Source organism: Rhizobium sp. UGM030330-04 (genome assembly GCF_003208455.1).
GTDB classification, from domain to species: domain Bacteria; phylum Pseudomonadota; class Alphaproteobacteria; order Rhizobiales; family Rhizobiaceae; genus Agrobacterium; species Agrobacterium rhizogenes_A.
This window is the reverse complement of sequence record NZ_QKML01000009.1, coordinates 162,246-185,363: the sequence shown is the minus strand read 5'-3', so window position 1 is coordinate 185,363 and position 23,118 is coordinate 162,246. Positions and strand designations below refer to the sequence as shown.

The window sequence follows — 23,118 nt, the reverse complement described above, 5'->3', positions numbered from 1 at the left end:
CTTTCAGCGATTATCCGCAAGGATCATGTCGGCGGCCTTTTCGGCAATCATGATCGTCGGCGAATTGGTATTTCCGGATGTGATGCGTGGCATCACCGATGCGTCGGCGACGCGCAGCCCGGCGAGCCGGCGGAATTTCAGCCTGTTATCGACAACGCTTTCCACATCCGACCCCATGCGCAGCGTGCCGACAGGGTGGAAGATGGTGGTGCCGATATCGCCCGCCGCCCTGGCGAGATCATTGTCGTTTTCGAAGGAGGGACCCGGCTTGTATTCCTGTGGCTTGAACCGGGCAAAGGCCGGCTGGGCGACGATGCGGCGCGTCAGCCGCATGGAATCGATGGCCACCTGGCGGTCGCCTTCCGTGGAAAGATAGTTCGGGCGGATTTCCGGCTGCATGGCGAAATCCGGTCCTTTCACATGCACTGAGCCCCGGCTTTCCGGCCGCAGATTGCAGACACTTGCGGTAATGGCCGGAAAAGTGTGAACCGGATCGCCGAACTTGTCGAGAGAAACCGGCTGGACATGATATTCCAGATCGGCGGTTTCTTTTTCCGGCGAAGAACGGGTGAAGACACCGAGCTGGCTCGGCGCCATCGACATCGGCCCGGAGCGGGTCAGCGCATATTCAAGGCCGATCCTCGCCTTGCCGAACAGGGTGGAAGCCCTTTCATTCAGCGTCAGAACACCGGAGACCTTGTAGACCATGCGCAGTTGCAGATGGTCCTGCAGGTTTTCGCCCACACCCTGAACCTCCGCCACCGTATCGATACCGGCCGCCTGAAGCACATCGCCACGGCCGACGCCGGAAAGCTCCAGAACATGCGGCGAACCGATGGCGCCGGCAGACAGCACCGTCTCGCGCCGCGCCCGCATCTTTTTCAAGACGCCGTCATGGTGGAATTCGACACCCGTAACGCGGCCTTCTTCGATGACAAGCCGCTTGACGTGAGCCTTGGTCAGAACCGTCAGGTTCTTGCGGCCAAGCGCCGGTTTCAGGAAGGCTTTCGCCGTGTTCCAGCGCCAGCCGGCCCGCTGGTTGACATCGAAATAACCGGCGCCCTCATTGTCGCCCCGGTTGAAATCATCGGTCGCGGGAATGCCGGCCTCGCCCGCCGCCTTCTGGAAGGCATCCAGCACATCCCAGCGCACACGGGCCTTTTCCACGCGCCATTCGCCGCCGGCGGAATGCATCTCGCTCTTGCCGCGATAAAAATCCTCCGACTTCAGGAAATAGGGCAGGATATCGTTCCACCCCCAGCCCTCGCAGCCGAGCTGCCGCCACATATCGTAATCGCGCGCCTGGCCGCGCATATAGATCATGCCATTGATGGAGGAGCAGCCGCCCAGCACCTTGCCGCGCGGATAGATCAGCGAACGGCCGTTAAGGCCCGGTTCTTCCGCTGTCTTGAAACACCAGTCGGTGCGCGGGTTGTTGATGCAATAGAGATAACCGACCGGAATATGGATCCAGTGGTAATTATCGTTGCCCCCCGCTTCCAGAAGCAGCACCCGGTTGTTCGGATCTTTCGAAAGGCGGTTGGCGAGAACGCATCCGGCACTCCCCGCTCCGATGACGATATAGTCATATTCGCCCATGCTCTTCTCCATACGCCGCCCTTGCCGCGTCGTCCCGGACGCGGGGGGAGGCCTTGCCTGTGTTTTCAAAAATATCTAGCCGCGGTGCTGGAAGCCGAGTTTTCTCCCGAGCCGCGACGCGTAAAATTCACCGATCAGACCGCGCCGGAACACCAGAACACAGGCCATGAACACGAGGCCGGTGATGATGGTGACCGGGAAATCCGATGTCGCGAGATAGTTCTGCAAAGTGACCACGAGGCCCGCACCAAAAATCGGGCCGATCATGGTGCCGATGCCACCGAGCAGCGTCATCAGGATCACTTCGCCCGACATCTGCCAGGTCACATCGGTCAGCGTGGCGAACTGGAAGACCAGCGCCTTCAGACCGCCCGCAAGCCCGGCAAGCGCCGCCGACATGACGAAGGCGCCGAGCTTGTAACGCTGCACGCTGTAACCCAGCGAAATGGCGCGCTGCTCGTTTTCGCGGATGGATTTCAGGATCATGCCGAAGGGCGAGTTGACGAAGCGCCAGATGACCAACAGCGCCAGAACAAAGGCCGCCAGCACCGTGTAATAGATGTTGAGTGGCGCGTTGAGATCGAGAAGGCCGAAGAGATGGCCGCGCGGCACGCCCTGCAACCCGTCCTCGCCATGGGTAAACGGCGCCTGAAGGCAGAAGAAATAAAACATCTGCGACAGCGCCAGCGTGATCATGGCGAAATAGATGCCCTGACGGCGGATGGCGACAAAACCGATGACGAGCCCGAGAAGGGCCGCCCCCGCCATGCCGATGACAAGGCCGATCTCCGGCGTCACGCCCCATTCCTTCACCGAATAGGCGGTGAAATAGGCGGCCCCGCCAAAAAACGCCGCATGGCCGAAGGACAGCAGTCCCGTGTAACCGATCAGCAGATTGAAGGCACAGGCAAACAGCGCAAAGCACAGGAGCTTCATCAGAAAGATCGGGTAAACGAACATCGGCGCAGCGATGAGCACGGCGAGCCCCGCCAGAATGAGCACGGTCTTGATGGTTCCGGCAGTCGTCGAAACTTCCGTCTGCGGCATTGCTCCAGCGGTGGGGCTATGGGTGGCTTTGGACATATCAGGCGTCCTTTCCGAAAAGTCCGGCGGGGCGGATGAGCAGCACAAAGGCCATGATGACGAAGATGACGATGTTGGAGGCCTCAGGGTAGAACACCTTGGTGAGGCCTTCAGCGACGCCCAGCATGTAACCGGTGACGATGGCCCCCATGATTGATCCCATGCCGCCGACCACGACCACGGCAAAGACGACGATGATGAGGTTGGTGCCCATCAACGGCGAGACCTGATAGATCGGCGCGGCGAGAACCCCGGTGAAACCGGCAAGGCCGGCACCCAGCGCGTAGGTCAGCGTCAGGAGAACAGGCACGTTGATGCCGAAGGCCTGCACTAGCGTCGGGTTTTCGGTGGCAGCGCGCAGATAGGAGCCGAGACGCGTCTTTTCGATCAACGCCCAGGTGGCAAGGCAGGCAACCAGCGAAATGACGACAACAAAGGCGCGATAATTCGGCAGGAACATGAAGCCGAGATTGGTGCCGCCGGCAAGCTCGCGCGGCACCGAATAGGGCTGGCCGGCAGCGCCGTAAAGCCAGCGGAACGTGCCTTCCACCACAAGCGCCAGGCCGAAGGTGAAAAGCAGCCCGTAAAGCGGATCAAGATCATAAAGCCGCGACAGCAGGAAGCGTTCGACGATCGCCCCGAACAGCGCGACGACGAGCGGCGTGACGACAAGCGCCATCCAGAAATTGATGCCGAAATATTGCAGGCCGAGGAAAGCGACGAAAGCGCCGAGCATATATTGCGCCCCATGCGCGAAATTGATGACGCGCAGCAGGCCGAAAATGACGGCAAGGCCGAGCGACAGCAGCGCATAAAACGACCCGTTGATGAGGCCGATCAGCAATTGCCCGAGCAGGGCCTGAATTGGAACGCCGAAGATCATCGTCATCGTTAAACCCCCAGCACCTTGTTGAGTTCGCCCATGCGGCCGGAAAGTTCGCTGACCGGAAAATTGCCGACCATCTGGCCGTGATCCATCAGGTAGAAGCGGTCGGCGATGCGGCTTGCAAACCGGAAATTCTGTTCGACCAGAACAATGGTCATGCCACGGCTCTTCAGCTTCTGCAGCACTTCGCCGATGCGTTGCACGATAACCGGGGCGAGCCCCTCGGTCGGTTCGTCAAGCAGCAGCACCTTCACGCCGGTGCGCAGGATGCGCGCCATGGCAAGCATCTGCTGCTCGCCGCCGGAAAGCTTCGTGCCGGGACTGGTGCGGCGTTCGTGAAGATTGGGAAACAGCTCGTAGATTTCATCGAGCGTCATGCCGCCGGATGCAACCACGGGCGGCAGCTTCAGGTTTTCCTCGACGCTCAGCGTCGCGAAGATGCCGCGCTCTTCCGGCACGAAACCGATGCCGTATTTCGCCGTGCGATGCAGCGGCACCGGCATCATATCCTTGCCGCCCAGCTTGATCACACCCTTGCGGTTGCGGATGATGCCCATGATGGTGCGCAGCGTCGTGGTCTTGCCCACGCCGTTACGGCCGAGAATGGTGATGGTTTCCCCCTCGCCGACGGTCAGATCGACGCCGTGCAGGGCCTGGCTTTCGCCGTACCAGGATTTCAGGTTGGAGACTTCGAGCATTGCCGCCATATCAAGCCTCCTCCGTGCCCATATAGGCCGTGCGCACACGCGGATCGGCGGAAACGGCGGCATAATCGCCCTCCGCCAGAATTTCACCGCGCTGCAGCACCGTGACGTGGTGGCAGATATCGGCCACGACTTTCAGATTATGTTCGACCATCAGCACCGCGCGTGTCTTTGCCACCTCGCGGATAAGCTCGGCGACGTGGGAGACATCTTCCCCGCCCATGCCGGCCATCGGCTCATCCAGCAGCAGAACCTTCGGATCGAGCGCCAGCGTGGTGGCGATTTCGAGAACCCGCTTGCGGCCGTAGGAAAGATCGGCCGCAAGCGCATGTTTTTCCCGTGTCAGGCCAACCGTCGCGATCAGCTCCTCGGCGCGGGCATTCAGCCTGTCGAGCGAGGAGAGCGGCAGCCAGAATTGCGTTGCGAGGCCATTCGGCCGCTGCAACGCTACCCGCACATTTTCCAGAACCGTCAGATGCGGAAACACCGCCGATATCTGGAAAGACCTGACGAGGCCGAGACGCGCCACCTTGTCCGGCGGCGTCCTTGTTATGTCCGTTCCCATGAAGGTGATCGCCCCGCCTGTCGGCTGGAGAAACTTGGTCAACAGGTTGAAGACCGTAGTCTTGCCGGCGCCGTTTGGGCCGATCAGCGCATGAACGCGGGCATGGTGGACGTCGAGATCGACGTTTTTCACGGCCGCGAATGCGCCGAAGGTCTTGGTGAGACCGCGCGCCGAAAGAACGACACGGGGTTCCGCCTGCCCGGCAAGGGCGGGAGCGATCGTCATGACTTTCCCCTTTTTTCAGTTTCTTATTGCGTCACCAGCGGGCAGCCGCTTTTTGCGGGGTCCATGAAGGCTTCCTTGCCGGGGATGGTGGCGAGAACCTTGTAATAATCCCACGGCTGCTTGCTCTCATCCGGCTTCTTCACTTCCATGAGATACATGTCGTGGATCATGCGGCCGTTAGCGGCCACATGGCCGTCCTTGGAGAAGACGTCGTTGACGGGCATTTCCTTCATGGCCTTGGCGACGGCATCGGCATCGTCGGTGCCGGCCTTTTCGATGGCCTTCAGATAGTGCAGCACGGCGGAATAGGTGCCGGCATGCACCATGTTCGGCATGGCGCCGGTGCGTTCCTTGAAGCGTTCGCCGAACTTGCGCGATTCATCGTCGCGGTCCCAGTAAAAACCTTCCGTCAGCGTCAGGCCTTGAGCCGCCTCAAGGCCGAGGCCGTGGACTTCGGCGAGCGTGAAGAGAAGCGCCGCAAGCCGCTGGCCGCCGGCGACGATGCCGAATTCGGCCGCCTGCTTGATGGCGTTGGAGGTATCGAGACCGGCATTGGCAAGACCGATGACCTTCGCGCCCGAAGACTGCGCCTGCAGCAGGAAGGAGGAATAATCCGTCGTGGCGAGCGGATGGCGCACGGAACCCAGAACCTTACCGCCATTGGCCTTGACGAAATTGGCGGTGTTTTCTTCCAGCGAATAACCGAAGGCATAATCGGCGGTCAGGAAGAACCAGCTGTCGCCACCCTGCTTGACGAGCGCGCCGCCGGTGCCGACCGCCAGCGAATAGGTGTCATAGGCCCAGTGGAAACCATAGGGGCTGCACTGCTTGCCGGTCAGTTCGGTGGTTGCCGCACCGGTATTGATGGTGATCTTCTTTTTGTCCTTCGACAGCGCCTGCACGGCAAGGCCCACCGACGACGAGGTCAATTCCATGATCGAATCGACCTGTTCGGTGTCATACCATTGCCGGGCGATGTTGGAGGCGACATCCGCCTTGTTCTGGTGGTCGGCGGTCACAACTTCCACCGGCGCGTCCAGCACCTTGCCGCCAAAATCCTCGACCGCCATCTTCGCGGCTTCATAAGAGTATTTGCCGCCGAAATTGGCGTAGACGCCCGACTGGTCGTTCAGAATGCCGATCTTGACCTTGCCGTCCGAAATCTCGGCGGCATAAGCGGCGGTGCCGGCGGCCAGTGCCATGGCCGTGGATAAAACGATACTCTTGCGCATGACTTCTCCTCCCAGAGATGATTGCGAGCCTCAGATTGTCTGTGCAGGGGTGAACGAAACCCCGTAGCGGGCTTCTTCATCCTTGCAGCGAAACGGTCACGCCGCCCTCCTCAAAGCGGCGCATCCTGAGCCTAGACTTCTCGAATTCGGCCGTTGACACAAGAGCGGGGCATCATCAAATTGCGAACAGGAACTGTTCATTTTTGAACAGAACTCGTGATGGAGACGGAAATGGCCACGCCTTTTACCTGGGACGACCTGCAATATTTCCTGGCCGTGGCCCGCACGGGACAACTTTCATCTGCGGCGAGAAGCCTGCGCACCAGCCACGCCACCGTCTCCCGCCATATCGACCGGCTGGAATTCTCGCTTAAAACCAAGCTGTTCGAGCGCAACCCGCGCGGTTACGAACTGACGACGGTGGGACGGCGGCTGGTCGATACCGTCGAGCGCATAGAAGCGGAAGCCGAAAGGTTGCAATCGGATATTTCCGAAAGCGGCAGCCTGCTGCGCGGCGTGGTGCGCTTAAGCGCCCCTGAAGGTTTTTCCAATTTTTTCTTCGTAGAAAGGCTGAAAGACTTCGCCGTCACCCATCCCCACATCATGGTGGAGATGGTGACGATCCAGCAAATCATGGCGCTGTCCAAAAAGGAGGCGGATGTGGCGGTAACGCTCGATCCGCCAAAGGCCGGTCCCTACATCAATGAACAGATCATCGATTACACGCTGCATATCTATGCCTCGCGTTCCTATCTCGCCGGGCGGCCGAAAATCGTAAAGCGCGAGGACCTGCTCGACCACTTCTTCATCGGCTACGTACAGGACCTGATCTTCTCACCGGGCCTCGATTATATGCGTGACGTGCTGCCGGGTCTGCGGCCGAGTTTCCAGTCCTCAAGCATTTTTGCGCAGCTGACCGCAACGCTGAGCGGCAGGGGGCTGTGCATCTTGCCGAATTTCATCGCCGCCCGCTTTCCGGATCTGCAAATGGTGCTTCCCGGTGAAGTGGAGCTGCGGCGAGGCTATTGGCTGACGAGCCACCAGGACCTTGCCAACGTGCCGCGGGTGCGCTCGCTCATGGATTTCATTCTCACCACGGCCCGCGCCCACCAAAATCTCTTCGTTCTCGACCGAAAGACGACCGCCTGAGCGGCATCGTTCACATTTCGGCGACACCGTGTTTACGGGTGGCCGATTGGAGGATGCGCCCGGTTGCCTATATGAATGACAACAACGAAGCCGGTTTGTGAAAGCCGGCATCCTCCGACATCTGGAAGGTCATCATGAAAAAGATCGGATTCCTGTCCTTCGGCCACTGGACACCCTCACCCCAGTCGCAGACCCGCTCGGCTGCGGACACGCTGCTGCAATCGATAGACCTCGCCGTGGCCGCGGAAGAACTGGGCGCCGATGGCGCCTATTTCCGCGTGCACCATTTCGCCCGCCAGCTTGCTTCGCCCTTTCCGCTTTTGGCCGCCATCGGCGCCAGAACGAAAAAGATCGAGATCGGCACCGGCGTCATCGACATGCGTTATGAAAACCCGTTTTACATGGCGGAGGATGCCGGTTCGGCCGACCTCATCGCCGGTGGACGCCTGCAACTCGGCATCAGCCGTGGTTCACCGGAACAGGTGATCGATGGCTGGCGTTATTTCGGCTTCCGCCCGGCCGAGGGCGAGAGCGAAGAAGACATGGCGCGGCAACATACCGAGGTCTTCCTGGAGCTTCTGAAGGGCGAAGGTTTCGCCCAGCCGAACCCGAGACCGATGTTCCCGAACCCGCCCGGCCTTTTGCGCCTGGAACCCCATTCCGAAGGGCTGCGTGAGCGCATCTGGTGGGGTTCGAGCTCCAATGCGACGGCGGTGTGGGCGGCAAAGCTTGGCATGAACCTGCAAAGCTCCACCCTGAAGACGGATGAAACGGGCGAGCCTTTCCATGTCCAGCAGGCGCAGCAGATCCGTATCTTCCGGGAAGCCTGGAAGGAAGCCGGACATGCCCGCGAGCCGCGTGTATCCGTCAGCCGCAGCATCTTCGCCCTCGTCAGCGACCGTGACCGGGCCTATTTCGGTTACGGCAATGAAGGCGATGACAAGATCGGCTATATCGACGACAAGACGCGTGCGATCTTCGGGCGCAGCTATGCCGCCGAGCCTGAAGCGCTGATCGAACAGCTGAAAGCCGATGAAGCCATTGCCGAGGCCGACACGCTGCTCCTGACCGTGCCGAACCAGCTGGGTGTCGACTACAACGCCCATGTGATCGAGACGATCCTGAAGCAGGTGGCGCCGGCTCTCGGCTGGCGCTAACGGCTGGTCCTGAAAATGAGCAAGGCGGCGCAGTCTCTGCGCCGCCTTTTTTATTTCACCGCCTTGCCATAACGGGCAAAGCTTTCCGCCAGCGGCGTCGTGCTGGCACCGGGCTGCTCCGGCCTCCTGTAAACGCCATCCCGGACATGGATCGGCTCTTCGAAATGATCCTTGATCCACGGAATATATTCGAGAATGGTCGAAGCCGGATGCCAGTAGCTCAGATGCACATGCACCTGGCTCATCTCACCCGCATGCGGCACCACCGGCAGGCGATGGGCGAGTGCGAGATCAGCCACCTGAATATATTCGGTGATGCCGCCAAGCCGGGTCACATCCGGCTGGACATAAGCCACCGCGCCGGCATCGATGAATGAGCGGAACGCATCCACCGTATAAAGCTGCTCACCCAATGCAATGGGAATGGATGTATTGCGCGCCAGCCGGGCGTGGCTGGTGACGTCGTCATACCACAGCGGTTCCTCGAACCAGTAGATATCCAGATCCTTCGCCGCGGCGCAGAAGCGCTGGCATGTCGGCAGGTCCCACTTGCCATTGCCGTCAATGGCGATGCGGATGGAGGAGCCGACACGCTGGCGGACGGCGGCAAGCCGGGCAATGTCGATATTCGGATCATCATGACCGACCTTGAGCTTCAGGCGGGTGAAGCCATCCTCCTCCACGGCCTTTGCACTGCCGGCCAGCAGGTTTTCCAGCGTAAAGGAAAGCCAGCCAATATCGGTGTTATAGGCTTCCACGCCTGCCGTGCGCGCACCGCCGAGATATTGCCAGAGCGGCACGCCCGCCTTTTTCGCCTTCAAATCCCACAGCGCCACGTCGATGGCGGCAAGCGCCAGATGGGTGATGCCGGCCCGGCCGACCCATTGCAGCGAGGGATAACGGGCGAGCTTCGTCCAGAGCCGTGAATGGTCGGACGCATCCTCACCCAGCAACAGGGGCGCATAACAATCGCTGATGCAGGCGGTGATCAGCCTGTCGGACGGCAGATGCGCGTGGGTGCCGGTGAAACCATAACCCTCAATGCCGTCACTCGTCGTGATTTTTGCCCCGACGACGCCCCAGTGGGTGATGCTGTGGGTGGAATCGGAAATCGACTCCGACGTGAGCGGCAGATGCAGGATGAAAGGTTCGACAGCGGTAATTTTCATGATCGGTCATTCCTCGATGCTTGGACGCTTCTGGGGAGGAAAGGCGGAAGTCCCTTTTCTGAGCGGCGCTTCGCCGACTGGCGGGTGAAGTCGCGTCATTGTCCCGCGCCCAATGGTTGCGGGAACTGAAACGTCAGGGGATCGCCGGACCGCCCTCCTCCGGCAGCCGGCTTCCGATGACAGATAGAGCTAACGGAAAAACGGATTTTGTAAAATAAAAAATTTTTTATTTTTAATATTTGATTGTTGCCTGTCTTCCGAAGCTGGGCAATGATGCGGCCATGAACACACTCGTCAAAGTCACGCTCGCCGAACAGGCGCACCGGGAACTGCGCGCCCGCATCGTCAGCGGCAGATTGCGCGGCGGCGAAAGGCTGCTGCCCAACGAGCTTGCCGCCGATCTGGGCATCAGCCCCACCCCGGTCAAGGAAGCCTGCGTGAAACTCGAGGCCGACGGGCTGGTGGTCAATTCCTCAAGGCGCGGCATGGTGGTGCGTGATTTCACGGTGGAGGATGTGGAAGAGCTCTACGCCGCCAGAATGCTGCTTGAAAAAGGCGCCGTCGAAGTGGCGTTCGATGCCGGGCAACTGGACGGGACGCTGCATGCGCAGCTGCTGGAAAGCCTTGCCAAACATCGCGAATTCGCCAAAGGCCCGACGCTCGACGAATTGTCGAAAGCGCTTTTTTACGACCGCAGCTTTCACACGACACTGGTTTCAGCGGCCCGCATTCCGGTCATTTCCGGTTCGCATGAGCGTATCCTCGACCAGACCCATACGGTTTTCGTATCGATTCTGGGTGATTACGCCCGTTCGGTGGAAGAGCACCAGAATATTGCCGACGCCATCGCCGCCGGCAGCAAGGCCCAGATCGTCGATGCCCTGTGGCGGCATCTCGAGCGCAGCCGCCAGAACACGCTGCGTCAAGTCCGGCTGCTCAAAGAAGCCGGTGCCTGATCCATTCAGAAAGCAGGGGAGGAACTGACATGCGCGAAAACCCGAGCGCCGTAAGTCCGGCGGGGCGAACCACAACTGGCTCGTTCCAGACGGAGATTTCGCATCGATGACAGACCGCCTTTCCGCTGCCGCCCTTCCCCACCTGCCACAATCCGTTGCAAGGCCCGCCTATGACCGCCGGACCGTAACGCCCGGCATCGTTCACCTCGGGGTCGGGGCCTTTCACCGGGCGCATCAGGCGGTTTTCATCGACGATTGCCTCAATCGCGGTGAGACGCAATGGGGCATCGTCGCCGCATCGCTGCGCAGCCCGGAGACGCGCGACGCCATCGAGCCACAGGACAATCTCTACACATTCTGCCTGCGTGACGGAAAGAGGGAGCGCCTGCGCATCATCGGCTCCATCATGGAAACCATCGTCGCACCGGAAAATCCCGAACGGCTTGTGGACAGGATGTCCGATCCGCGCGTTCTCATCGTTACCCTGACCGTGACGGAGAAGGGTTATGTCACCAATCTCGCCTCCCGCAGCCTGCTGCGCGATCACCCCGATATCGTCCACGATCTTGAAAATCCGGACCGGCCACGCTCGATCTTCGGTTTCATTCTGGCTGCCACACGGCGCAGGCGCAAGGAAGGCTCCCTGCCGCTAACGCTTCTTTCCTGCGACAACCTGCCCGCCAACGGACATGTGTTGCGAAAGCTGCTGCTGGAGTTCGCCGCACTTGCCGATCCCGAACTGGCCCCGTTCATCGAAGCCAATATTGCCTGCCCCTGCTCCATGGTGGACCGCATCGTTCCCGCAACCACCGACGCGGATCGGGGCACGATATCGGCAGCACTTGGGGTGCGCGATGCCTGGCCGGTGGTGGCGGAGCCCTACTTCCGCTTCGTCATCGAGGACGATTTTCCGCATGGAAGACCGGCGCTCGAGAGATCGGGCGTGGAGTTCGTCAGCAATGTCGAGCCCTATGAACATATGAAGCTCAGAATGCTGAACGGCTCCCACAGCGCCATCGCCGCCATAGGCCAGATCGCCGGCCTTGCGACGGTTGCCGACGCATGGGGCGAAAAACCCGTGCGTGATTTCATCGACGCCTATTGGCGCGAAGTCGACCGGACGCTCGATCCCGCCGTCGACGGCACCGAATTTGCAGCCGGTCTCAGGGAGCGCTTCGCCAACCCCTCCCTGCAACACAAGACGATGCAGATCGCTTCCGATGCCTCGCAGAAGGTGCCGCTGCGTATTCTTGGCCCCTTGCGCGAATTGTTGGAAGAAGAGGCCGCCAGTCGCGCCGTTATTTTTGCCGTCGCTTTATGGATCAGATCCTGCGCAGACCGGGATGAAAAGGATCAGCCGATCACCATACTCGACCCCGCTTTCAAGGAATGGGATGCGCCGGACCAGCTGGCAATGGCGCCGGATGCTGTCGTGGACCGGTTCCTCACCTTCAGGCGCACATTCGGCGATGACCTGCCGGGCAACGAAAACTTCGTGTCGACACTGAAAGCCGCTTATCGCGACATTCGGGAACTTACTGCGCTGGGCGCCATTGAGCGTTTTTTGAAGTCCTGAAAATGAGTGGGCGAGAAACGCTCCATCGTCATGCTCGGGCCTGTCCCGAGCATCTGCGCCGTTCCGATTTACGATACGTGCGTGGATCCTCGGGACAAGCCCGAGGATGACGTCGCGTGTGAGGGAAGTCTGTCAGCAGCCTAAGCCGGGAGGCTTAGCCTGCAACTACAATCCCGCCGCTCAGGCCGTGGCGGCCTGCCGCGCCGCCTTGCGGCGCTCCACGCGGGCGCGGATGGCATCGACATCCGTGATCGGTGTCGCCGCAAAGAGCTGGCGCGTATAGGGGTGCTTCGGATCGGCGAAAAGTTCCTCGCGCGTTCCCTGTTCGACTGCCTCACCCTTGGAAATGACCATCACATCGTCGGCGATGTAACGGACCACCGAGAGATCGTGGCTGACGAAGACATAGGTCAGTTCGAATTCCTCCTGCAGATCCCGGAGCAGGTTCAAGACCTGCGCCTGCACCGAAAGGTCGAGCGCGGAAACCGGCTCGTCCAGCACCAGCAGCGCCGGATTGAGCATCAGCGCGCGCGCAATGGCGATGCGCTGGCGCTGGCCGCCGGAGAACATGTGCGGATAGCGGTTGAAATGTTCAGGACCGAGGCCGACCTTCACCAGCATGGCTTCGGCCCGCTCGCGGCGCTCGGAGGCCGGAATTTTCGTGTTGATGACCAGCGGCTCCATCAGCACGTCACCCACCTTCTGGCGCGGATTGAGGCTGCCATAGGGATTCTGGAACACCATCTGCACCTTGGAGCGCATCTGCGTGTCCGGACGTCGCCTGGCGATATCGACCGGCTGGCCGTCGATCTTCAGCTCGCCGCCGGATGCCGGGTCGATCAGGGCGATGATGCGGGCAAGCGTCGACTTGCCCGAACCGGATTCGCCGACGATGGCGAGCGTCTTGCCACGCTCGACGGCAAAATCGATGCCTTTCAGGGCCTGAACAGTCTTGGCGCCACCGAACAGGCCGCCGGGAACGTGATAATCGCGGGTGATACCCTTGCCTTCGACAACGATACTCATTGAACGCCCTCCTTGCCGAAGAAATCGGAAACCGTGGGCAGGCGGTCGCCGGTGGCGTTTTCCGGCAGGGCCGAAAGCAATGCCTTGGTATAGGGATGCTGCGGGGCTTCAAAGAGGCTCAAGACATCCGCCTCCTCCATCTTGCGGCCCTTATATTGCACCACGACGCGGTCTGCGGTTTCCGCCACCACGCCCATGTCATGGGTGATGAGGATCAGCGCCATGCCGTATTCCGCCTGCAGGTTCATCAGGAGATCGAGGATCTGCTTCTGAATCGTTACATCGAGCGCGGTTGTCGGCTCGTCGGCAATCAGGAGACGCGGTTTGGAGGCGATCGCAATCGCGATCATCACACGCTGGCACTGGCCACCGGACATCTGGTGCGGATAGGCCTTGAGCTTGGCTTCCGGCTCGGGAATGCCGACCGCGCGGAACAGTTCCAGCGCCCGCGCCCGGGCGGCGGAGCCACTCATGCCGAGATTGAGGCGCAGCACCTCCTCGATCTGGAACCCGACCGTGAAGGACGGGTTGAGCGAGGCGACAGGTTCCTGGAAGATCATGGTGATCTCGCGGCCGATCACCCTGCGGCGCTCCTGCGGCGACATGGTCAGCAGGTTCTTGCCGTCGAAGGTCATCTCATCGGCGGTGATCGTCGCCGTATCGGGCAGAAGCCCCATGACGGCGAGCATCGATACCGACTTGCCGGACCCGGATTCGCCGACAATGGCCAAGACTTCGTGCTTGTCGACGGAGACATCGATGCCGTTGACGGCGGTGAAGGCGCCGGTGGCGGTGGCGAATTTAACCGTGAGGTTCTTGATTTTCAGCAGGCTCATCGCTCAGCTCCGCTTCAGTTTGGGATCGAGCGCATCGCGCAGGCCGTCGCCCATCAGGTTGATGGCGAGCACCGAGATCAGGATCGTCAGACCGGGAAGGGTGACAACCCACCAGGCGCGCAGAATGAATTCACGCGCTTCGGCCAGCATCGTTCCCCATTCGGAGGCGGGCGGCTGGGCGCCCATGCCGAGGAAGCCGAGGGCGGCCGCATCGAGGACCGCGGACGAGAAGGACAGCGTTGCCTGAACGATCAGCGGCGCAAGGCAGTTCGGCAGGATGGTCTTGAACATCAGCCGGAAATTGCCAGCGCCGGCCACACGGGCGGCGGTGACATATTCGCGACGCAACTCGCTCATGACAGCAGCACGCGTCAGACGCGCGAAATGCGGCTGGTAAACGATGGCGATGGCGATCATGGCATTGGTGAGCCCCGGCCCGAGGATCGCGACCAGCACCAGCGCCAGAAGCAGCGACGGAAACGCCAGGATGACGTCCATCACGCGCATGATGACGGTATCCACCCAGCCGCCGAAAAAGCCGGCGACGAGGCCGATGACGATGCCGCCGACAAGGGCGATGGAAACAACGACGATGCCGATGAACAGCGAATATTGCGCGCCGTAGATCAGGCGGGACAGCATGTCGCGACCGACGGCATCGGTGCCGAAGAAGAAGCCGGCGCGGCCGCCTTCCTGCCAGACCGGCGGGACGAGCAGCGCATCGCGATATTGCTGTGTCGGATCATGTGGCGCGATCAGCGGCGCGAAAACCGCCACCAGCACCAGGAGAATGAAGACGGCAAGGCCGATGACGGCACCGCGGTTCTGACGGAAGTAGAACCAGAAATCGGCGAGCATCCGGCGGCGGATGGCGGCGTCCGAAAGGCGGACGCCGGGGGTGGTGGTCACATCGCTCATTTGTGACGGATCCTCGGATTGATGAGGCCATAGGTCAGATCGACAAGCAGGTTGACGACCATTACCAGACCCGCGATCAGCAGCAGGCCGCTCTGCACGACCGGATAGTCGCGGCGCGAGATGGAATCGATCATCCACTTGCCGATGCCCGGCCAGGAAAAGATGGTTTCGGTCAGGATGGCACCCGCCATCAGCACGCCGATCTGCAGGCCGATGGTGGTGATGACCGGGATCATGGCGTTGCGCAGCGCGTGTACGCCGACGACGCGGGAGGCCGACATGCCTTTTGCCCGTGCCGTGCGCACATAATCCTCACCCAGGACTTCCAGCATGGCCGAGCGCGTCTGGCGCGCGATGACGGCAAGCGGAATGGTGGCAAGCACCACCGACGGCAGGATGAGATGCGACAGGGCCGAGACGAAAGCGCCCTTCTGCCCCGAAATCAGGCTGTCGATCAGCATGAAACCGGTGACGGAGGGGAAGAAATACATCAGCGAGATGCGTCCCGACACCGGCGTCCACTGCAGGATGCCGGAGAACATGATGATCAGCAGCAGGCCCCACCAGAAGATTGGCATGGAGAAACCCACCAGCGCCGTCGTCATGGAAATCTGGTCGAACCACGAGCCACGGCGGATGGCGGCGATGACGCCGACCGGCACGCCGATCAGGGTGGCGATGATGATGGCAACAAGACCAAGCTCGACCGTCGCGGGGAAGAGCGACAGGAACTCGGTCAGAACAGGTTTCTTGGTGACCAGCGAATTGCCGAGATCGCCCTGAAGCAGCCGTCCGAGGAAATGAAGATATTGCTGCCAGACAGGCTGGGCAAAGCCGAGCTGTTCGGCAAGCTGCGCATGCCTTTCAGGCGATATGCCGCGTTCACCCGCCATCAGCAGCACGGGATCGCCCGGCAGGACGCGCACGAAGGCGAAGGCGACAATGGTGATCCCGAGGAATGTCGGAACGAGATAAAGAAGTTTGCCGAGAATGAACCGGATCATGGTTTTTTCCTGAAAAGACGCGCGGAAGAACAGGGTTCTTCCGCGCGTCCGGTTGTTCGGGATTACTCCGCGATGTCGACGTTTTCGAAGGTGAAGTCGCCAAGCGGGCTCATGGTGAAGCCGGAAACCTTGGCGGACATCGGAACGAACTGGGTGGAGTGCGCAAGCGTCGCCCACGGAGCCTGTTCCTTGAAGATCACCTGCGCCTGCTCATAAAGCTTGGTGCGCTCGGCAACATCAGTGGTCTGCTTTGCCTTGGAAAGCAGCTCGGAGAACTCCTTGTTGCACCATTGCGCACGGTTCGCACCGCCTTCGCCGGTTGCGGCGCAGGAGAGCAGAACGCCCATGAAGTTGTCCGGGTCACCGTTGTCGCCGGTCCAGCCGAGGATGACGGCGCCGTCGCGGTTCACTTCGGTCGACTTCTTGAGGTACTCACCCCACTCGAAGGAGACGATCTCGGCCTTGACGCCAACCTTGGCGAAATCCGACTGGATCAGCTCGGCCGTGCGGCGTGCGTTCGGCATGTAGGGACGCTGAACCGGCATCGCCCAGATCTTCATCGACAGATCCTTGACGCCAGCGGCTTCGAGAGCCTTCTTGGCGGCTTCCGGATCGTACGGATCGTCCTTGATGCTGTCGTTATAGGACCACATGGTCGGCGGGATCGGGTTCTTGGCAACCTGGCCGGCGCCCTGGAACACGGCGTCGATGATCGCCTGCTTGTTCATCGCCATGTTCAGCGCCTTGCGGACTTCCGGCTTGTCGAAAGGCGCAACGGTCGTGTTGTAGGCGAAGTAGGCGACGTTCAGACCCGGCTGCTCATCGAGCTTGAGGTTGGAATCGGCGCGGATGGCGGCAAGGTCAGCCGGGGCCGGGTAAGGCATCAGGTGGCATTCGCCGGCCTTCAGCTTCTGCAGGCGCACGGCGGCGTCAGGCGTGATCGCGAAGATCAGGTCGTCGATCTTCGGCGCTTCGCCCCAGTAGTCGGCGTTCTTCTGGTAGCGGATGACCGCGTCCTTCTGATAGGCGACGAACTTGAACGGACCCGTACCGATCGGCAGGTTGTTGAAGTCTTCCTTGGTGCCGGCCTTATCAAGCGTATCGGCATATTCCTTCGATACGATCGATGCGAAAGGCATGGCGATGTTGGCGAGGAACGGCGCTTCCGGGCGCGTCAGCACGAACTTGACGGTGTAATCGTCGACCTTGACGATTTCCTTGATCAGCGACGGCATTTCCATGGAATTGTAATATTCGTAGGTGATGCCTGCGATATACTGGTTCCACGGGTTTTTCGCGTCGCCCTGGCGGTTGTAGCTGAAGATCACGTCATCGGCGTTGAAATCGCGGCTCGGCGTGAACTTCTCGTTGGAGTGCCACTTCACACCCTTGCGCAGGTGGAACGTGTATTCGAGGCCATCGCTCGAAACATCCCATTTCTCGGCAAGGCCCGGCTCAACTTCGGTCGTGCCCTTCTTGAACTCGGTCAGACGGTTGTAGACCGGATGCGCGGAAGCGTCGAAGGTGCCGCCGGCGGTGTAGGGCGACGGATCGAAGCCTTCCGGCGATGCCTCGGAGCAATAAACGAAGGTCTTCGCCATGGCAGGCATGGCGGAAGTGATCGCAATCGCAGAGGCGATAAGCAAACTGCGGGTCAGCGTTTTCATCTGGTGGTCCTTTCCCTCTTTTTCTGAGTTCCTGCGGCCCCGTTCGGGGGCCTACCTCTTCTGGTCAGCGGCGACGCGCAACCCGTGTCGCCGTTCGGTCCTTTGCCTCCCGACCAATTACCCGGCGACCGGCTGAAACAGCCGGTCGAGGTTCGTTTCCGGCGGGCAGAACCAGCGCGGTCCCGCCTCCGTCATATATACGATATCTTCGAGACGGACGCCGCATTCGCCATAAACGCACAGCATCGGCTCGATGGAAAAGCACATGCCCGGTTGAAGAGCCGTGGCATTTCCAGCAACGATATAGGGTTCTTCGTGAATATCCAGCCCAAGCCCGTGGCCTGTGCGATGCGGCAGGCCGGGAAGCTGGTAATCCGGGCCGAAACCGGCCGCTTTCAGGCTGTCGCGCGCGGCCCTGTCCACATCGGAACAGGCAGCGCCGATACGGGCCGCCGCGAAGGCCGCCGCCTGCGCGTCGCGCTCGGCGTTCCAGAGGAAACGCTGACGCTCTGTCGGTTTGCCGAAGACATAGGTTCGGGTGATATCGGAACGATAGCCGTGAAGAATGGCGCCGAGATCGACCAGCACCATATCGCCTTCGTTCAGCGTCTGCGCATAGGGCACGCCGTGCGGATAGGCCGTCGCCTCGCCGAACTGCACCGCCACGAAAAGCGGCTTCAGGCCAAGCGCGATATGGGCGGCGTTGACGAAATCCGCCACTTCAGTGGTGGAAATGCCCGGACGCAGCCCTTCGAACACCGCCTTCTGCACGCCATAGCTTGCATCCATCGCCGTCTGGATAAGGGCGATTTCAGCGGCGGACTTGACCTGCCGCTGGGCAACGATCAGCGGCTGGGCGGAAATGATCCGCCCTTCCAGACGCTGCATCAGGGCCGATGCGAAAACGAAGGGCGTTGCGGGATCGATGGCGACAAGATGACCGGGACAGGCAAGAGAGCCGATACGTCCCGCCATCAGATCGAAAGGACTTTCATCCTCTTCCCAGACAGCAACCTCGCCCGGAATACGGATCAGGGTCTGGAGTTTCGGCTCTTCAAAAGTCGGGCTGATATAGACCGGCGCGCCTTCGGCCGGCACCAGGGCGCCATGAATGCGCTCCGAAAGGCCGAGCGACAGGCCGGTATAATAGGTCAGCGACGATGATGCATCGAGCCAGACCGCCTTCACATTCTGCTGGATCATCCGCGCCTGAAGTCCGCGCAGCCGCAAACTGAATTCGTCTTCAGCGATCGATGAAACCGCGATCGGCTGAAACCGCTTCAGCGCCTCTTGAAAGTCTGCCATTCTCTCCCCGCCGCTTTCGGGCGCACAGGCACAACGTGCCGGCAACCTCCCAAGCGTTCTTTTGCCCATGCTTAACCACAGGCCGGAGGCTAAGCAATGGGCCTGCACCTTCCACCGCCACAAAACTGTGCATATTTATCTAGACATAACGAAATCGTGATCGACGCGCGTCCGATTCCCGCACTCGTCACCTTGACGGAGGAAACCAAAATCCCCCGGAAATCCAAGGGGAAGACACCGGAGTCCTCGCGACGCATATCCGGCGCGCGGAAATGCGCGGATGAAAACACTTCAAAAAAGGCCCTGAAAAGGAAAAAGCCTGCCGCGGGAGGAGGTGCGGCAGGCTTCAAACTTGATCGGCGACTGGGAGGAGGAGTGTCACCGATCCACATCGAGCGACGCTGGGAGGAGGAGTGCGTCGCTTCGATGATTGGAATATAGCGACATCGGCGATTTTTAACAGAGCAAGTCTCGCAATGCAGCATTGCATTTCTGCATAGCTTGAGGATTCCTGCTTGGTTTTTCAGCACTCCCGCCAAACCCGAAGGAGATCAGCTTTCCCGGTGCACTTGAAAACCGGCAAAGGACTGGTTGACCGGCATGAGTTCGAGACTGTTGATGTTGATATGTTTGGGCTGCGAGGCGACCCAATAGATCGTGTTGGCGATATCGTCGGCCGTGATCGGGTTCACGCCCTTATAGAGATTGTCCGACACATCCTGATTGCCGCCGGTGCGCACCAGCGTGAACTCCGTTTCGCACATGCCGGGTTCGATCGAGGTTACCCGCACACCCTTGCCATGCAGGTCGGAGCGGAGGCCGAGCGAGAATTGCCGCAGGAAGGCTTTTGTCCCGCCATACACATTGCCGCCGGTATAGGGCCAGTGCGCCGCAACCGACGAAAGGTTGACGACAATGCCCCGGCGTTCGATCAGCGTCGGCAGAAGATGATGGGTGATGTTCAGGAGACCGGTGATATTGGTGTTCACCATGGTCTGCCAGTCCTTGAGCGGCACCTGCGGCGCAGGCGCGGTGCCAAGCGCCAGGCCGGCATTGTTGACGAGAATGTCGATATCCCGGAAACCTTCCGGCAAAGCGGAAAGCGCCTTTTCGGTCGCGTCCTCATCCGTGATATCGAAGGCGGCGCCATAAAAGGCCGAACCGAGTTCAACCGCCAGCGCCTCCAGCCGTTCCGCGCGCCGGCCCGTGCCGATGACCTTCCAGCCTTCCTTGACGAAACGCCGCGCCGTGGCCTGTCCGAAACCGGACGTCGCGCCTGTGATAAGGATGGTGCCGCTCATGATGATGCCTCCGCTAGCTTCGTTCTGTCAGAATCAGTCTGTCCCAATAATCTTTCCGCTGCCGCCGCAAGACAGCGCCTGTAGGCGTCGAGATCCGTATACAGGGCCTCTTCAGGCGCATTGCCGACAATGATCACGCCGCCGCGCCGCAGGATACCGCCGTGCAGCATCAGATTGTCGACCATGTCGAAATTCTCGATCGACAGCCCGTCCGTCCCGCGATAGCGGCCCGTCTCATCCATGGCGGCAACGCCGCCGTAATGCGCCTTGATACGGGCGAAATGATTGGCCGCGACATTGGTGTAGGCGAAAACCGGCTTGCCCAGAGCGCACATGAAGCCCAGCTCGTAACTCGTTCCGGTATCGGCGGCGATGCCGCGAAACGGCGTGAGATTGGCGATCACCGCATCCGCCTCCAGCATCATCCGTTCATCGACTTCATTGATGTTGCAGCCATGGCCGATCCGGGTGTCCGCCGGCGGAATCTGCAAATCGCCCGGCGAAAGCGGCGTAAAACCGGCTTCCCGCGCAAGCGATGCCTTGAGATCGAGCATTTCCCGCGCGTTCGGGAGGAAGACTTCCGGTCCGGCGAGATAGATTTTCTTTGTCATCGGGAATTCATGCAATCTGGAAGAATGGAATTTCCCGAACCTAACCCGGGGGCTTTCGCAAAGGCAAGCCGAAGCAGCACGGAAACAGCCTATAAAAGCGGTATCGTCCGGCCGCTCTTTCCGTTATAGCCGGAGCAACGAACTGGAATTCCTGGAGCAAGACATGGCCGCACCCATCCGTTACCACGAAGGCGATATTTCCGCCGAAGACGCCGCACGTTACACCGGCGCCATCGCAATCGATACGGAAACGCTGGGGCTGGTACCGCGCCGCGACCGTCTGTGCGTCGTCCAGCTTTCGCCGGGCGACGGCACGGCGGATGTCATCCGCATCGCCGCCGGCCAGAAGGAGGCCCCCAACCTCGTTCGCATGCTTGCCGATCCCGCGCGCCAGAAGATCTTTCATTACGGCCGTTTCGATATCGCCGTTCTGTTTCACACATTCGGCGTGACGACCACGCCGGTTTTCTGCACCAAGATCGCCTCGCGCCTCACCCGCACCTATACCGACCGGCACGGGCTGAAAGACAATCTGAAGGAAATGCTGGAGGTCGATATCTCCAAGGCGCAGCAATCATCCGACTGGGCAGCGGAGACGCTGTCGCCCGCGCAGCTCGAATATGCCGCCTCCGACGTGCTCTACCTGCACGCGCTGCGCGACAGGCTGACCCAGCGCCTTGTGCGCGACGGTCGCCTCGAGCACGCCGACGCCTGTTTCGCGTTTCTGCCGACCCGCGCGAAGCTCGATCTTCTCGGCTGGGAAGAAACCGACATTTTCGCCCATAGCTGAGCGTTTTCACGCTTCGTTTAAGCTCTGATTTACCGAAATTGCCTATTCTCGGCCGCAACTTTGGGCGGCCGGGGACTTTCCAGATGATTACTCCGCTACAGCAGACAGCGGGCATAGCAGTCAGCGATCTCATGCGGTCGATGGTGCAAGCCATCGAGGAACGCCAGCGCGAAGAGCAGGAAAAGGCGAACGGCACCAAAAAGGACGATGCGGTCAAGACACAGCCGCAACCCGACCAAAGCCAGCGGGTCGCCAATGAAAAGATAAGCGCCTATCTGTTCGGCTTCATGAAGCAGGACCCCGATGCCTTCGTCTCGCTTGTCTTCCGTTTCTCGTCTGCCCTCGGCATCACCCAGGAAGCGGACGAATCGAGCTTCTCCTTCGCACGGAGGCTTCAGGACGCGCTGACCCTGACCGAAAGTTTCGGAAAGACCGACGCACAGGGAAAAGCCACGACGATCTCCCTGACATCCTTCGGTGTTTCGGAAGCGCAGGTCGTGGACGTGCTGAACAACGGCGCAACCGCCAAAACCGATCCCATGGCCGCCCTTGCAGCCCGCATCGCCCAGAGCGCCGGCCTGACGGGCAAGGAAGAGGATTTCGGCGGCGAGATGTCAAAAGCCATCATGGACATGCGTGCGACCGCGCCGAAAAACGTGACCGAACTCGAAAAAGCCACCGGCCTCAAGGACCTCGGCATTTCAGCGCAACAGATGATCGCCGCCATCGCCAATCCCTTCGGTGACGCGGCGCGTGCGGTCAAGGATGCGCTGAACGATCAGGCGCAGGGCACCCGCTTCATGACGCGCGAGGCCCTGAAGGTCATCCAGCGGCTGGAAGATGTCGCTGACCCCAAGACCAAGGAAGAGTTGCAGGCCGAACGCGGCGAGGATCGCATCGGCGAAATCAACGATGCCGAAGTAAAGGCCGAGCGGGAACAGGATATCCAGACCCGCGACGCGCAGGGCAAGCTCGAGGATGTGCAGGAACTTCAGGACGTCGTGAAGGAGCATATCGACACTTCCGCCGATGACAAAACGGATGGTGCCAAAGGGCAAGGCCCGGTCGATATCTCATCGGAAATCACCCTCATCTCCGTGCTTGCCGCCGCACCGGCCGAGGAAGCCGTCCCGGCTGAAAACGATAACACCCCATCCAAGGCAGACGCAGCCGCCACGCCGGCCGAGGCGGAGGATGACGCTGAAAAGCTGCTCGATGCGCTCGCGGTTGTCGATGACGCCCGCAACGCCATCGTGCCGATCTCTATCGATGACAATGGTCTTTATGAACTGCTGAAGAAAAAGGCGGCATGATTGCCGCTTCCAACAGTCTTTGAGCGAAACATGATGTGAGTTCAGA

The 23,118-nt window shown here is 60.6% G+C and carries 21 protein-coding genes; 6 read left to right on the top strand and 15 right to left on the bottom strand.

Translation table 11 applies throughout. The features are described 5' to 3' along the window. Nucleotides 1–3: 3 nt before the first annotated feature. The 6 genes from N434_RS15600 to N434_RS15575 all read right to left on the bottom strand — a co-directional run bounded on the left by N434_RS15600 (nt 4) and on the right by N434_RS15575 (nt 6,294). Nucleotides 4–1,599 (bottom strand): GMC family oxidoreductase, encoded by a 1,596-nt coding sequence (locus N434_RS15600; protein WP_110759129.1) that lies wholly within the window; start codon nt 1,597–1,599, stop codon nt 4–6. A gap of 75 nt (nt 1,600–1,674) precedes the next feature. Continuing rightward, complete coding sequence (locus tag N434_RS15595) at nt 1,675–2,682, bottom strand: branched-chain amino acid ABC transporter permease (RefSeq protein ID WP_110759126.1); 1,008 nt, start codon at nt 2,680–2,682, stop codon at nt 1,675–1,677. Between the two features lies 1 nt (nt 2,683). Beyond that, complete coding sequence (locus N434_RS15590) at nt 2,684–3,571, bottom strand: branched-chain amino acid ABC transporter permease (protein WP_065116364.1); 888 nt, start codon at nt 3,569–3,571, stop codon at nt 2,684–2,686. Between the two features lie 2 nt (nt 3,572–3,573). Then, nucleotides 3,574–4,275 carry an ABC transporter ATP-binding protein gene (locus tag N434_RS15585; RefSeq protein ID WP_110759125.1) on the bottom strand — a complete coding sequence of 234 codons (702 nt, stop codon included), beginning with the start codon at nt 4,273–4,275 and terminating at the stop codon, nt 3,574–3,576. Between the two features lies 1 nt (nt 4,276). Next, a complete protein-coding gene (locus N434_RS15580) occupies nt 4,277–5,062 on the bottom strand; it encodes an ABC transporter ATP-binding protein (RefSeq protein ID WP_110759123.1) in 786 nt (261 codons plus the stop codon). A gap of 23 nt (nt 5,063–5,085) precedes the next feature. After that, nucleotides 5,086–6,294 (bottom strand): ABC transporter substrate-binding protein, encoded by a 1,209-nt coding sequence (locus N434_RS15575; RefSeq protein WP_110759122.1) that lies wholly within the window; start codon nt 6,292–6,294, stop codon nt 5,086–5,088. A gap of 231 nt (nt 6,295–6,525) precedes the next feature. Here N434_RS15575 and N434_RS15570 point away from each other — a divergent pair, with 231 nt between their 5' ends. After that, a complete protein-coding gene (locus N434_RS15570) occupies nt 6,526–7,443 on the top strand; it encodes a LysR family transcriptional regulator (RefSeq protein WP_080820005.1) in 918 nt (305 codons plus the stop codon). Nucleotides 7,444–7,577: 134 nt separating this feature from the next. After that, nucleotides 7,578–8,600 carry an LLM class flavin-dependent oxidoreductase gene (locus N434_RS15565; RefSeq protein WP_110759121.1) on the top strand — a complete coding sequence of 341 codons (1,023 nt, stop codon included), beginning with the start codon at nt 7,578–7,580 and terminating at the stop codon, nt 8,598–8,600. 50 nt (nt 8,601–8,650) lie between these two features. On the opposite strand, the gene N434_RS15560 is transcribed toward N434_RS15565, so the two are convergent. Beyond that, entirely contained in the window at nt 8,651–9,769 is a 1,119-nt protein-coding gene (locus N434_RS15560) for a mandelate racemase/muconate lactonizing enzyme family protein (protein WP_110759120.1), read from the bottom strand. Nucleotides 9,770–10,050: 281 nt separating this feature from the next. Between N434_RS15560 and N434_RS15555 the strand changes: the two genes are divergently transcribed. Beyond that, a complete protein-coding gene (locus N434_RS15555) occupies nt 10,051–10,725 on the top strand; it encodes a GntR family transcriptional regulator (protein ID WP_110759191.1) in 675 nt (224 codons plus the stop codon). Between the two features lie 106 nt (nt 10,726–10,831). Next, entirely contained in the window at nt 10,832–12,301 is a 1,470-nt protein-coding gene (locus tag N434_RS15550; RefSeq protein ID WP_110759118.1) for a mannitol dehydrogenase family protein, read from the top strand. Between the two features lie 180 nt (nt 12,302–12,481). On the opposite strand, the gene N434_RS15545 is transcribed toward N434_RS15550, so the two are convergent. The 8 genes from N434_RS15545 to N434_RS15505 form a co-directional block, all read right to left on the bottom strand. After that, nucleotides 12,482–13,327 (bottom strand): ATP-binding cassette domain-containing protein, encoded by an 846-nt coding sequence (locus tag N434_RS15545; RefSeq protein ID WP_065116357.1) that lies wholly within the window; start codon nt 13,325–13,327, stop codon nt 12,482–12,484. Then, nucleotides 13,324–14,163: an ABC transporter ATP-binding protein gene (locus tag N434_RS15540; RefSeq protein ID WP_110759116.1), complete on the bottom strand. Its 840-nt coding sequence runs from the start codon at nt 14,161–14,163 to the stop codon at nt 13,324–13,326. The genes N434_RS15545 and N434_RS15540 overlap by 4 nt, the downstream gene beginning before the upstream one ends. Before the next feature lie 3 nt (nt 14,164–14,166). Next, nucleotides 14,167–15,081 (bottom strand): ABC transporter permease subunit, encoded by a 915-nt coding sequence (locus N434_RS15535; RefSeq protein WP_065116355.1) that lies wholly within the window; start codon nt 15,079–15,081, stop codon nt 14,167–14,169. Beyond that, nucleotides 15,078–16,085, bottom strand: coding sequence for an ABC transporter permease subunit (locus N434_RS15530; protein ID WP_065116354.1), 1,008 nt, complete (start codon nt 16,083–16,085; stop codon nt 15,078–15,080). The genes N434_RS15535 and N434_RS15530 overlap by 4 nt, the downstream gene beginning before the upstream one ends. 62 nt (nt 16,086–16,147) lie before the next feature. After that, nucleotides 16,148–17,752, bottom strand: coding sequence for an ABC transporter substrate-binding protein (locus N434_RS15525; protein ID WP_065116353.1), 1,605 nt, complete (start codon nt 17,750–17,752; stop codon nt 16,148–16,150). 117 nt (nt 17,753–17,869) lie between these two features. After that, complete coding sequence (locus tag N434_RS15520) at nt 17,870–19,057, bottom strand: M24 family metallopeptidase (RefSeq protein ID WP_110759114.1); 1,188 nt, start codon at nt 19,055–19,057, stop codon at nt 17,870–17,872. A gap of 551 nt (nt 19,058–19,608) precedes the next feature. Continuing rightward, nucleotides 19,609–20,358 carry an SDR family oxidoreductase gene (locus N434_RS15510; RefSeq protein ID WP_110759112.1) on the bottom strand — a complete coding sequence of 250 codons (750 nt, stop codon included), beginning with the start codon at nt 20,356–20,358 and terminating at the stop codon, nt 19,609–19,611. Next, a complete protein-coding gene (locus tag N434_RS15505) occupies nt 20,355–20,969 on the bottom strand; it encodes a nucleoside 2-deoxyribosyltransferase (RefSeq protein ID WP_174032830.1) in 615 nt (204 codons plus the stop codon). The genes N434_RS15510 and N434_RS15505 overlap by 4 nt, the downstream gene beginning before the upstream one ends. A gap of 163 nt (nt 20,970–21,132) precedes the next feature. On the opposite strand from N434_RS15505, the gene N434_RS15500 reads away from it, so the two are divergent. Beyond that, on the top strand, nt 21,133–21,759 hold the full coding sequence (locus tag N434_RS15500; protein ID WP_110759108.1) for a ribonuclease D: 627 nt from the start codon (nt 21,133–21,135) through the stop codon (nt 21,757–21,759). A gap of 83 nt (nt 21,760–21,842) precedes the next feature. Beyond that, nucleotides 21,843–23,072: a hypothetical protein gene (locus N434_RS15495; RefSeq protein WP_110759107.1), complete on the top strand. Its 1,230-nt coding sequence runs from the start codon at nt 21,843–21,845 to the stop codon at nt 23,070–23,072. Nucleotides 23,073–23,118 lie beyond the last annotated feature (46 nt).

What these genes read in the sequence shown, in the direction of transcription:
- N434_RS15570 (WP_080820005.1), top strand. Translation starts at nt 6,526, where the DNA reads ATGGCCACGCCTTTTACCTGGGACGACCTGCAATATTTCCTGGCCGTG.
- N434_RS15555 (WP_110759191.1), top strand. Translation starts at nt 10,051, where the DNA reads ATGAACACACTCGTCAAAGTCACGCTCGCCGAACAGGCGCACCGGGAA.
- N434_RS15560 (WP_110759120.1), bottom strand. Translation starts at nt 9,769, where the DNA reads ATGAAAATTACCGCTGTCGAACCTTTCATCCTGCATCTGCCGCTCACG.
- N434_RS15565 (WP_110759121.1), top strand. Translation starts at nt 7,578, where the DNA reads ATGAAAAAGATCGGATTCCTGTCCTTCGGCCACTGGACACCCTCACCC.
- N434_RS15500 (WP_110759108.1), top strand. Translation starts at nt 21,133, where the DNA reads ATGGCCGCACCCATCCGTTACCACGAAGGCGATATTTCCGCCGAAGAC.
- N434_RS15600 (WP_110759129.1), bottom strand. Translation starts at nt 1,599, where the DNA reads ATGGGCGAATATGACTATATCGTCATCGGAGCGGGGAGTGCCGGATGC.
- N434_RS15595 (WP_110759126.1), bottom strand. Translation starts at nt 2,682, where the DNA reads ATGTCCAAAGCCACCCATAGCCCCACCGCTGGAGCAATGCCGCAGACG.
- N434_RS15540 (WP_110759116.1), bottom strand. Translation starts at nt 14,163, where the DNA reads ATGAGCCTGCTGAAAATCAAGAACCTCACGGTTAAATTCGCCACCGCC.
- N434_RS15585 (WP_110759125.1), bottom strand. Translation starts at nt 4,275, where the DNA reads ATGGCGGCAATGCTCGAAGTCTCCAACCTGAAATCCTGGTACGGCGAA.
- N434_RS15550 (WP_110759118.1), top strand. Translation starts at nt 10,832, where the DNA reads ATGACAGACCGCCTTTCCGCTGCCGCCCTTCCCCACCTGCCACAATCC.
- N434_RS15580 (WP_110759123.1), bottom strand. Translation starts at nt 5,062, where the DNA reads ATGACGATCGCTCCCGCCCTTGCCGGGCAGGCGGAACCCCGTGTCGTT.
- N434_RS15530 (WP_065116354.1), bottom strand. Translation starts at nt 16,085, where the DNA reads ATGATCCGGTTCATTCTCGGCAAACTTCTTTATCTCGTTCCGACATTC.
- N434_RS15575 (WP_110759122.1), bottom strand. Translation starts at nt 6,294, where the DNA reads ATGCGCAAGAGTATCGTTTTATCCACGGCCATGGCACTGGCCGCCGGC.
- N434_RS15590 (WP_065116364.1), bottom strand. Translation starts at nt 3,571, where the DNA reads ATGACGATGATCTTCGGCGTTCCAATTCAGGCCCTGCTCGGGCAATTG.
- N434_RS15525 (WP_065116353.1), bottom strand. Translation starts at nt 17,752, where the DNA reads ATGAAAACGCTGACCCGCAGTTTGCTTATCGCCTCTGCGATTGCGATC.
- N434_RS15510 (WP_110759112.1), bottom strand. Translation starts at nt 20,358, where the DNA reads ATGAGCGGCACCATCCTTATCACAGGCGCGACGTCCGGTTTCGGACAG.
- N434_RS15545 (WP_065116357.1), bottom strand. Translation starts at nt 13,327, where the DNA reads ATGAGTATCGTTGTCGAAGGCAAGGGTATCACCCGCGATTATCACGTT.
- N434_RS15495 (WP_110759107.1), top strand. Translation starts at nt 21,843, where the DNA reads ATGATTACTCCGCTACAGCAGACAGCGGGCATAGCAGTCAGCGATCTC.
- N434_RS15505 (WP_174032830.1), bottom strand. Translation starts at nt 20,969, where the DNA reads ATGACAAAGAAAATCTATCTCGCCGGACCGGAAGTCTTCCTCCCGAAC.
- N434_RS15535 (WP_065116355.1), bottom strand. Translation starts at nt 15,081, where the DNA reads ATGAGCGATGTGACCACCACCCCCGGCGTCCGCCTTTCGGACGCCGCC.
- N434_RS15520 (WP_110759114.1), bottom strand. Translation starts at nt 19,057, where the DNA reads ATGGCAGACTTTCAAGAGGCGCTGAAGCGGTTTCAGCCGATCGCGGTT.